10 protein-coding genes and 1 pseudogene are annotated in these 10,148 nt (G+C 65.2%); 4 read left to right on the forward strand and 7 right to left on the reverse strand.

Annotation, left to right across the window (positions count from 1 at the left end):
- Positions 1-764: 764 nt before the first annotated feature.
- From Q0283_RS11290 to Q0283_RS11305, 4 genes are all read right to left on the reverse strand, one after another.
- Positions 765-1,073, reverse strand: coding sequence for a hypothetical protein (locus Q0283_RS11290; protein ID WP_298044705.1), 309 nt, complete (start codon positions 1,071-1,073; stop codon positions 765-767).
- On the reverse strand, positions 1,073-1,705 hold the full coding sequence (locus Q0283_RS11295) for an AAA family ATPase (RefSeq protein WP_298044706.1): 633 nt from the start codon (positions 1,703-1,705) through the stop codon (positions 1,073-1,075). Before Q0283_RS11295 ends, Q0283_RS11290 begins: the two co-directional genes overlap by 1 nt.
- Positions 1,706-2,317: 612 nt before the next feature.
- Entirely contained in the window at positions 2,318-4,177 is a 1,860-nt protein-coding gene (locus tag Q0283_RS11300) for a hypothetical protein (RefSeq protein ID WP_298044707.1), read from the reverse strand.
- Positions 4,178-4,438: 261 nt separating this feature from the next.
- Positions 4,439-4,648: a hypothetical protein gene (locus Q0283_RS11305; protein WP_298044708.1), complete on the reverse strand. Its 210-nt coding sequence runs from the start codon at positions 4,646-4,648 to the stop codon at positions 4,439-4,441.
- Between the two features lie 211 nt (positions 4,649-4,859).
- On the opposite strand from Q0283_RS11305, the gene Q0283_RS11310 reads away from it, so the two are divergent.
- The 4 genes from Q0283_RS11310 to Q0283_RS11325 are packed head-to-tail and all read left to right on the forward strand — an operon-like array spanning position 4,860 to position 7,921.
- A complete protein-coding gene (locus Q0283_RS11310) occupies positions 4,860-5,330 on the forward strand; it encodes a hypothetical protein (protein WP_298044710.1) in 471 nt (156 codons plus the stop codon).
- The gene (locus Q0283_RS11315; protein WP_298044711.1) at positions 5,327-6,331 is read left to right on the forward strand and encodes a hypothetical protein; all 1,005 of its coding nucleotides are present in this window, start codon (positions 5,327-5,329) and stop codon (positions 6,329-6,331) included. The genes Q0283_RS11310 and Q0283_RS11315 overlap by 4 nt, the downstream gene beginning before the upstream one ends.
- Positions 6,324-7,538: an alpha/beta hydrolase gene (locus Q0283_RS11320; RefSeq protein WP_298044713.1), complete on the forward strand. Its 1,215-nt coding sequence runs from the start codon at positions 6,324-6,326 to the stop codon at positions 7,536-7,538. Before Q0283_RS11315 ends, Q0283_RS11320 begins: the two co-directional genes overlap by 8 nt.
- Positions 7,484-7,921, forward strand: a complete 438-nt coding sequence (locus tag Q0283_RS11325; protein ID WP_298044714.1) for a hypothetical protein — start codon at positions 7,484-7,486, stop codon at positions 7,919-7,921. Before Q0283_RS11320 ends, Q0283_RS11325 begins: the two co-directional genes overlap by 55 nt.
- Positions 7,922-8,121: 200 nt before the next feature.
- Here Q0283_RS11325 and Q0283_RS11330 read toward each other — a convergent pair whose 3' ends face one another.
- The 3 genes and pseudogenes from Q0283_RS11330 to Q0283_RS11340 all read right to left on the reverse strand — a co-directional run.
- Positions 8,122-8,772 carry a hypothetical protein gene (locus Q0283_RS11330; RefSeq protein WP_298044715.1) on the reverse strand — a complete coding sequence of 217 codons (651 nt, stop codon included), beginning with the start codon at positions 8,770-8,772 and terminating at the stop codon, positions 8,122-8,124.
- Positions 8,773-8,780: 8 nt separating this feature from the next.
- On the reverse strand, positions 8,781-9,857 hold the full coding sequence (locus Q0283_RS11335) for a transglycosylase SLT domain-containing protein (protein WP_298044716.1): 1,077 nt from the start codon (positions 9,855-9,857) through the stop codon (positions 8,781-8,783).
- A 4-nt stretch (positions 9,858-9,861) separates the two neighbouring features.
- Positions 9,862-10,148, reverse strand: a pseudogene (locus Q0283_RS11340) (chromosome partitioning protein); the annotation flags it as partial.

Here is a 10,148-nt window from a genome sequence, read left to right on the forward strand (position 1 = left end):
AGCTGCCCCGGACGGAACCGACATCAACCCGCAGGGCGGTGCCGGCAGAAGTTCTGCGAGGAAATAAGCGACCGAGGAACGAGGAAGCGCCGAGCAGAAGTTCTGCCGGTACCGGCCCCGGAGCGCCAGCGGAGGGGCTTGTGCCGGTGGAGCCGGGGCGCATAATCCGAAGGACAGCAGGCAAAAAAGAAGGCCCGTCAGGGCCAACCCTGCTCCGCCGCCGTTCCGGCGGAGCAGGGCAACAGCCGGCCGCCTGCGGCCGACCGCATGTGGGGATCCGAGCTAGCGAGGAACCTCACCGACTCTGGACACGCTGATAGAGGGCTCTCCTGGCGTCTTGGTAGGCCTACTTGGCAAGCTCGTGCGTTGGCGGTGAGCCTCGGCGTAATACTCAGATGGAACAACGATGCAGACGAGACGTGCGCTCCGCGATCAGTTTGGAAGCATCCTGTGCACGCGGGACGACCGCTTCCACCAGGAAAAAGAGCGGCCCACCCGAGAGGAACGGGTGGGCCGCAGAGGTTCCCAAGGAGGAACCTCGGACCAGCGTACTGGCCCAAATCTGGGTGATGTCGGCGAGATATCTATATGATATCAATCCGCTTTCAACAGTCCAGCGCCCTCGGGGGACCCAGAGCGCTGGCGGATCCCATAAATCGGAAGATATGGGGCATCGGACTGCTTACACGCCAACATCATAGTGAAACTACTCCGCTATACATCTACTATCGAACCGATAGCATCCATTTGCCGTATAAGAACGTTCAGGCCTTCAATTCGGACTTAAGGATTTCCAGCCCTCGCTGCAGCGCGCGGAGTGCGGTGGCGTGCTGGCTACGGTCGTCCATCTTGGCGACCGTAGCCAGCTCCACGGCCAGCGTCGGGTCCGGCCAGCGAATGAGCATGGTTCGCGCCACTTCAGCCGGCCACTCCCCCACCCGGCGATCTTTGACGGCTGAGCTAGTCGCAGTCGACTGCGCGTTCTCCACCGCTGCTGGGTTCTCTGCGCCCGCAGCAAAGGCCTCAATATCAACCGGATCAATCGGTGCGGGTTTTCGCTGCTTGAATGCCATTACGCCTGGACCTCCGCTGCTAGTTCCTGAATTTCGGCCTTCGCCTTAGGGTTGCTCCACTCCACGACGCCAAGCCCTTCCCCCACGACGTCCCGGTAGGCCTTCCGTTCGTACAGGACGGTCTCCAGCGGCTTGATAGTGGGGTAATCGGCGAGATACTCCCGAGCATCAGTGCGTTCGCTGATCGCAGGGTTTGATGGGGCCTGGGCGATGAGCCCTCGAACGGTAAGGCCGGGGTTCAAGTCCTTGGCCTGCTCGATGACCTCGCTCATGTGGCCAAGGGTGTCGAGGTCGAGCTGGCTGGGACGCACGACGACCACGAGGGTATCGGCGGCCAGCATGCCGGTGCGCATCTCCCTGGAATCCTTGCCGGCCACGTCGACGATCACGATGTCGTAGCGGGTCGCCAGATCGGTAAGGGTTTGGTGGATGGTGCCAAATTTCTCAACGCAGGCAACGGCAGGCTGATGGCCTTGCTCTTCTCGGTCGGCGTGCCAACGAGCGGCGGACCGCTGTGCGTCGGCATCGACGAGGCAAACGTCCCGCCCTTGACGCGCGTACTCCACGGCGAGGTTGATAGCGACAGTGGATTTGCCGACACCGCCCTTCTGGCTGCCGATAAGGAGGATCATGCTTTCTCCCAGCTTTCAGAGTGATAGTGAACCGCTAGCAGTATTACATCGCTAGTTATCTGATATCACTGTAATAGTGGCGGCGCCTGATAGCAACCGGAAGCCATGGTGATATCGAACTGACAGCAACTTTCAGAGTGCCACCACCGATATGTCGCGGTCGCCGCCCGCAGTACCGGGTGGGTTGGTACCCAAATGCACCGGCCAGGTTCATGCCTTCTCTGGGTGAGCTCCGCAATACTTGCAGTGGCCGCGGCGGGGCTGGTGCCAGTGGTGGCGGTGATCGCTGGAGTTGCCTTGGGAAAGATCAACCAGGACGTTCTGAGCGTGTTCAGGGTGCAGCATCACGGTCTCCTACGGTCAGACCATCGGGTGATGGGCAAGAAGAAAACGAGGCGTCGGCGCGGACAATTCGTCGCGTGACGGCTCGGCGGCTGCCCATGGGTTCTGGTGACGCAGATCTTCGTGGAATGCCGAAGCTCTAGGTCGCTTGGTCGAACCGGCGGCGTCCGCAGAGTGATATCAGGACCACAACATAGCAATATGCTATCACACCGATATTATTCCGAAGTGGATGCATTAAGACATCATTGTGATATCACTGTTGAAGCCTCACGCGGCCTGTGACGATTCTGCTCTTCCAGAACCAGGTCGGGCTATCCCGGTGCTGAGCTGATGTCTGGCCTGCTGATAATCAGCTTTACCGTCGAGGCGACGGGGGTGTGCCCCGTACACGTTCGTCCCGACTTGGGGAAGCAGGCTCAGTTGGCCAGGGCCTGCCCGTCGGCTGGCTGCGGTGCGTCGGGGTGCCTGCATCCAGGCTTGCTCGGCTTGCCACCAAGCCCAGAGTTCACGTTCGAGGCTGTAGCGAGCCTCTCGTTCCGCAAGGCGCCCATGCACGCGCAACCGTTTGGCAGCCGCGGGACGAGGATCTGAGGCCCTCCTGGACCAGCCGGCGGGGGAGTGGCGGAGCAAACCTGCCTCCGAGAGTCGGTCCAGCAACCGGGCTGCATGGTCCCTGGTGGTGCCAATGTCCTGCGTGAACTGGGCCAGGGTCCGGGGAGTTCTTGAGGCTTTGGCGTAGAGGTTGCCTGCTGCGTGTCCAAGGCCCGGTCCCAGCGTAAAGACGTCGTGGGCGCAGGCCCGGATGCGCTGGGTGAGGGTTTCGAGCAGGGTCAGTCTCTCTGCGGCCCCGGCCCCTGCGGGGCGCGGGTCCGCTTGTGACCGACCGTTATGGTTCTCGCTGTGGATATCGCCATGGGGATGCAATCGCCAACGCGCGCCGCAGGGGCCCTCGGCGTCTTGGACCCGGGTGATCCAGCCGTCCGCGGCCAGCCGCAACAGGGCAACCCGGGCGGTCTCCCGGCCGATGCCGGCCAGCAAGCCGAGACGACGGATGTCGGCCTCCAGGTCCGGGGTGAGGGCCTGCAGGGCCAGGATGGACAACACGTCCAGGACCCGACGATCGGCCGGTCCACGACCCTGACCCCAGCGGCCTGCGGCGGCGTCAGCGCGGGCCTGTACGTCGCGGACGTGAGCGGCGATGGCATCCGCGCGGGCATCGAAGGTGGGGTCCTCACCGATCTGGCGGGGCGTGGTGGCCACGTGAGCCACGGCCTTGGCCCACTGTCGGGCCAGGGTCGCTGCGACCTCTCGGGGCTCGCGGGACACTCTTTGGGTGCTCGTACCGGTAGAGAGTCGGTGGGAGCGAACGTGCTCCAGGCCCGGGCTGGTGAGCACGAGGGCGGCGACGTCGGCGTGCCTCCAACGGGCAGAGGCCGCCCCGATGAGCACCCGCCAGAGCACCGCGGAGGCGTCCCCGGAAGAGGCGTCTTCCTCGAGGGCGGCCTTGCTGACAGCGGGCAACTCTCGCCGAGGTCCAGGCAGGTAAGGGTGCCCGTGATCGTCCACGGGTAAGGGCCGGTGTGTCTCCAGGGGACCGGATGGTTCGGCGGCTCCCACCAATGCGGCCAGGTGCTCGACCAGGGCCCGGACAGCGGCAGCGGTGCCGGTGGGGGCCAGGAGGCTGTTCAAGTCACCGGAGACGACGGTGGAGGTTCCCCCCGCTCGGTGAGGGGCACCCGGGGGACGGACACAACCGGTGGCCGGGTTGGTCAGCGGCGCGAGGTCCAGAGTGGGGCACAGGTGTCGAGTCAGCCGGGCCAGGGTGGCCACGGTCTCGGCCTCCACGGAATCCGCGAGGGCGGCCCAGACGTGGCGGCCGTTGGAGGGTCCCGAGGCACAGACGACGGGGGAGAGGCCGACCTCGTCGAGGAGCCCGGCCAGGGTCTCTGCATCGCGAGCGGCCGCAGCGGCGCTGTCGGGGGTCTTGGCATCGAGGTCGAAGGCCAACAGCCGGTACCGGTGGTCGGTGTCGGCCAAGTACACGGCCCAGGGGCGCGCCGGGGTGTCCGCGGTGGTGCGTCGGTGCGTGCCGTATTGGTTCAGCACAACACCGCTGGCGTCGGCCACGGCCACGCGCACGCTCGGGCGCGGGCTAAGGGCTCCTGTCAGGCTCCACGCCGAGGTGGGGTCGCCAATAGATGCAATATCGCGCGCTGTTGTTATGATGGGGTCACCTCCTGGGTTCGCCTCCTGGGTAGACAAAAGGAAGTCGCCGGCTGCTAACCGGGACTTTCCATATCGCTTGATCTGATCGAGTCGCCAAACTTCTGCAGATCGAGCGTCCAGACTCCGAACCCCCGCCCGGCCAAGGGCGGGGGTTCGCTGCGTCTATGCCGTGCGCCGCATGGGCTCACCTCCGGCGTGGTCCATGCCCATGTCCAAGGCGGGATGACGTTCGAGGTCCCAGCCAATGGGGACGCCAGTTGCGTCGGGCTTGCCAGCCCGGATAGCGGCCTCGATGACCGCCCACTGGGGGGCATTTCCTGCCGCCGCGCTGTACGCGTCGAGCAGCGCCTTAACATCGGGCGTGATGTTCACCTGGATACCCACCGTCGGGGTTCCGCGCTTACGCCGATATGGACTGGACATGCGACCACCCTACATAGGAAGAACTAGTTCTAGATCATTCGACGCGCCCCCGTCAGCATCAGACTCGCAGCGTCTCTGATGGTTCGCGGACAACATCGAAACGTGCGTGGAACGTGTTCCGAACTATACTAGCCATAGACGACCGACGGCGAGGAAACCTATGGACCAGTTGCAAGCGGAGGCCCGAACTGCCTTCGAGGCCCTTCGCCTGCCTCCACGTCTCACTTTGGATTCGCTGATTACTCACGTCGAGGCTGTCCGCGGCCGTCGCATGAAGATCATCGAGACCAGCAAGTTGACTGGTAAGAAAATCTGCGGTCTATGGATCCCAAGGGAGACCGTGGACGTCGTTTACCACTCTGAGACGCATGGTCGGTTGCATCGTCAGCAAATGATCCTGCACGAAATCGCCCACATGATTTTGCGTCACGACCAGTGCCGTGATGCGACTTGGCAGGGGGTCAATATCTTTCGGGAAATCTCGGGGGAGGTCGTAGAGAAGGCTCTGGCGCGTGGAGACTTCCGATCCGATCTGGAGGCGACGGCGGAATACCTCGCTGATCTGCTGGCTGCCGCAATCCGGGACGCCGCCCGTCAGGAAATCTACGGATACGGCAGGTTCTTCGAATGATGTCGATCATGGTGGCGGCCCTGATGTGGGGGCTGGTCCTCGTCCTGGCCCTGCGCGCCAAACACCGGCCCGACAACACCTTGATGTGGGCGGCCACCGTGATAGCCATCTCGATGACCACGAACGTCCCGGGGATCTATCTGTGGTCGGCCACGTGGCTACCACCCAACGCGCTGGACTTGATGGCTAACCTTCTTTTGGTCATCGGCGTCTATTACTTGGCCAGCGCTATTCGACGAGGGGCCACCGCAGCGGGTATGGCTGGGGGAGTGGAGGCGAACTGGACGCGGATCGCGGCCGTCGTGACCATCCTGGTCATGGGCGCGGCGTTCATGCGCATCGACGCTCCCGAACCCTCGACCAACTTCATGTTGACCTACGGGAGCCAGCCTGCGGCCGGGCTATATTCGGCAGTGCAGTACGTCTTCATCTTTGGCGTGATGCTGGGAACGCTCACCACCTGCATCCGCAACGTCCCCCGGATGATTCAGGCACGGTTCAAAGTCGGGTTCAGCGTCACCGGGGCCGGGTGCATGGCGGCATTGCTGCTGTGCGTCTCGGTGGTGGCTATGGATATCTGTCACGTTGTCGGGGAGCTGGAGTTCATGCGCGTCCTGGGCGGGATTTACGACGTCCTCTTTTTCACAACGATGATTCTGCTGTGCGTAGGCCTCGCTATCCCGCCCCTCAGCCGCCAGATCAACTCGCTCCAGCTCCGACGGAGAGTGCTTGCCGTCGAACCGGAGGTACGGCGCATCTGGTCCAGCACGGTCGCCACCACCCCCTCGGTCAGCTTGGTCGGGGCCAGGCTCCAGAGGGCTCCTGCGGCCCAGAAGCTGCGTACCGATCAGGCCACGGATGGCATGCACCGGATGCTGGTCGAGATCCACGATTATCTGAATGTCACTGCTTCCTCGGACATTCTGACCGCTGCCGACTGGCGATGCCTTGATGAAGCCGAGGCGCTGTGCCTCCAGCAGGGGAGGGCGCTCGATGGCTAGTTCACTGGCGGTGGTCAGCGGCGGCCTGTGTGCCTACTGGGCGCTGACGGCAGGGGTGGGCCGGGTGCTGCGATCGCGAGTCACCGATGCCAGGCAGAGCAACAGGTTCGTGCCCGTCGTGCGGGTCGGCGCTGGGGACGCGGGGGAGTACGTCGAGTTCCCGGTGAGGAGTTTTGCCGCCCACCCGGGGGTCCTGGGTGTGACCACCCCCAGGGGGAGCCGTCTGGTTCTCGGCCCGCCCGAAACGCACTTCGAGCTGGTGCGTCGGCCCGTGCTGGCTGGTGACTCCGCCTCGCTGCGTCGAGAGCGACGCGGCAGGTTGAGTGGATATTTGGGAGAGACACCGAGTGACCATGGCCTGGCGTACCAGGACGTGGAACTCGAGGGGCAGGCCATGTGGCAGGTTCCCGGGAGAGAGCCCGGCCAGGCCTCCGTGTGGGCCATCCACGTCCACGGTTTGGGAAGTCGACGAAGCCAGACCCTTCGAAGTGTGGAGACCTTTGCCAACCTCGGCATCCCTTCGCTGGTGCCGACCTACCGCACCTCGCTGGACGGTCAAACGGCGCCGCCCCGAAGCCATCTGGGCCTGACCGAGTGGCAGCAGGTGGCCCGGGCGCAGGAGTACGCGGTGGCGGCCGGAGCTGAGAAGATCATCTTCGTGGGCTGGTCCCTCGGAGCCTCGATCGTGCTTCAGACCATCCAGCGAGTTCCCTGTCCGGCAGTCCGAGGTGCCCTGTTGGTGTCACCGGCCCTGGATTGGCGGGCAATCACGCTGGCGGCCCTGAATGAGGCCCGCGTACCCCGTGGGTTGGCCCGTTGGGCGATGTCCGGGTTCAACCTGGCGCGTCCGAGCGGCGACCCGCACGTCCCCTGGGCCGAACTGCCCGGAACTTCTATGACAACGGACCCTCAGGTGCCGGTCCTGCTCTTCCATGGCGCGGCCGACGCCAGCGTCCCCATACGCCTGTCGCGGGACCTGGCGGAGAGACAGCCCAGGGTCCGTCTGGTCGAGTTTCCCGGCGCTCACCACACGCTGGAGTGGAACAGCGACCCGGCCCTGTGGGACCGCGAGATCCGGGCTTGGTGCGCAGCACTGGACCTACCAATCGGCACCCCCGCCGACACCGTCAACGACCTGGAGAGGCATACCTCATGGCAGCAACCGAAAGCGCAGCAGCGCGAAATCTCAGGGCCTCTCAGGCCCTGAGCCGAAAGATCGAGCTCCTGTTGGACGTGGTGACTACGTCCGACGGGAACCGGTATGAGTTCCAAGACGTCCGGGACGCCCTGGAGCAAAAGGGCGTCAAACTCTCCAGGACGCGCTGGCACCACATCAAAGCGGGCGACGCCACTGTGCCCCAGCCCCGCGAGATTGTGGAGGCCTTGGCCGACTTCTTCGGCGTCAATAGGGAGTACTTGCTGGAAGAGAACGGGCCTGTGCCCGAGCGAATCCAACACGAGCTGGATCTGCTCGCGGCGATGCGCCGAGCCAAGGTCCGAGAGTTTGCCACCCGGACTCTCCAGGAAGTCGACAATGACACCCTGGCGGCGATCGCCGCACTGCTGGATGATTCCCAGCAGCATGAGTAAATGACCGTCCCCGCTAGCCTGCACGGCTCGTTGCTGTCTTGTCGCGGAGGTTCGGGAGGAACCTCACCGACTCTGGGCAGGCACGACACGACCTATCCCTTGTGAAATAGCGCGGCCCACCCGGGAGGAACGGGTGGGCCGCAGAGGTTCCCAAGGAGGAACCGGGACCAGCGCGCTGGACCCAGTCGGTAGGTGAGCGGTTATTGGAGTTGCTGGTCGGTCCAGTTCTGGATGACGTACCCGGTCCTATCTTTGGCGACTTGGAAGGTCATGTGGGCCGGGTCGGGCGTCAGGGTCCAGCCATCCTCGGACTGCCAGGTCCAGGAGGCAACGACGTAGTACGTGGTGATGTCGCCCTGAGGGTAGGTGTCGGTGATCTGGACCTGTGGTGTGCTCTTGGCGTCGTGTTCGGCGGCTTCCCACCAGTCTTCGGGCAGGACCGGTTTGGCCGGGGTGACGAAGATGTCCTGGTATTCGTCCACGAACAAGGGCAGGGCCCGGCGGTAGCCGTCGGTGGGTGAGACGTCGGTGGTGGTGTCCCAGGTGGTCATGACCTGGGCGGCCGTGGTGACGAGCTCGTCCGCGCTCATGCCCTTGCGTTTCAGCTTCCCGGCCGGCGCCTCCGGGGAACTCGAGGCCGTGGCGGGCGGTGCGGTGGTTTCCCAGGCCCTGCCGGTGGCGGCGTCGCTGGGAGCGGCCGATGGGGGCGTGGCGGTCTCCGCGGTGGTTGGGGTGGCGTCACTGGTATCTGGCTGGGCGGTCCGGGTGACGGCGTAGACGACGCCGGTAGTCAAGAGCGCGACGGCGACCACGATGGCAATGAGGAGGGCGGTGAATCGGGTGGAGCGCATGGGTTGAACTATTCCTGGGTGGAGGCGGGCAGTCGAATGTATCCGGGGACGTCGCTGACCGGGGTGTTGGTCACCGAGTAGGTGTTAGGGGTGGCGAGGTTGTAGTGCTCGATGATGGCGGTGTCTCCGTCCACGGCGGCGACGAAGCCGACATGTCCGTAGCCACCACCGATGTCGTTGTACCCCCACCAGGCGATGTCCCCGGGGCTAGGGTCGGAGGTGTGGAAGCTGACGCCCTCGGCCTGGGTGAGGATGTCCCTCCAGGATCCTGCCCCGGATTGACCGGGACCGTAGCCCACGCCCAGTGCGGCGAAGGTGAACGGCGGCTTGCCCTCGCCTTCACTCCAGCCGAGGGACTGGTTGATGCGCCACATCACGAAGTCGGTGCACTGGCGCTGGGTGTGGCCGAACAGGCTGCGGGCGTGGCCCCAGCCGTCGACGCCCACGGGTTCGCGGTGGGGGTAGTCATCGACGCCGACCCCGTCGACGTTGAGCTCGCCCAGGGAGTCACAGAGCCCGGCGCCGCCGGTTCCTCCAGTGGCGGTGGTGATCTTCTGGACGTACTGCTGGGTCTCCTGGAACGGGGGGATGCCCTGGTGTTTGAGCACGGCCCCGGGTCCGGCGTTGTAGGCGGCCAGGGTGAGGCGGATCGTCTCGTTCTCGTTCCCGGCCAGCGGGGCGACTTGGGCGCGCAGGTGCTTCATGTACCGGCCCTGGGCGGCAATGGCGGCGAACGGGTCGAAGGGGTCGGTGCCGTCACCGAACTGGGCCCAGGTGGCGGGCATGAACTGGGTCAGGCCCTGCGCACCGACCGGGGAGACCGCAGTGGGGTCCCACCGGGATTCCTGGTCGATCTGGGCCGCCAGAATCCCGACGGGAATCCCGGAGTGCTCCGCGGCGGTGGCGATGGCCTGGCGGTATTCACTGGGCACAGACCCGGTGCCGGTCTCGGGGCGGCAGACCCCGCCCTCGGCCGCGGGGCCGTCGAACACGGCCAGGGTGAGCAGCAGCAACACCGCACCCAGGATCAGCCCGAGCAGGGCGGTGCCCAGGCACCCCAGGCCGGCGGCGGTCTTGTTCAACATCGGCTCACATGCCCTCCACGACGGCCGCGGTGGCCTGCAGGTAGGCGTCCCGAGTCCGCGGGGCCAGGGCCTCCCAGACGATCTCCCCGCCGTCGTCCAGGGTGCGGTCATACGGCACCACGACCACCGAGCGGACCAGGCCCGTCAGGCTGTTCTGGATTTCGGTCAGGCGCTGGGTGGAGGCGGTGCGCGGCTGGGTGATGATGGCGACCCCGTTGGCCAGCTTCTCCCCGTACCCTTCGGCGCGCAGGGCGTCGATGGTGGTGAAGGCCCGGCGGGCGGCGTCTTCCT

It is taken from the genome of uncultured Citricoccus sp. (genome assembly GCF_937871995.1).
Classification (GTDB): Bacteria; Actinomycetota; Actinomycetes; order Actinomycetales; family Micrococcaceae; genus Citricoccus.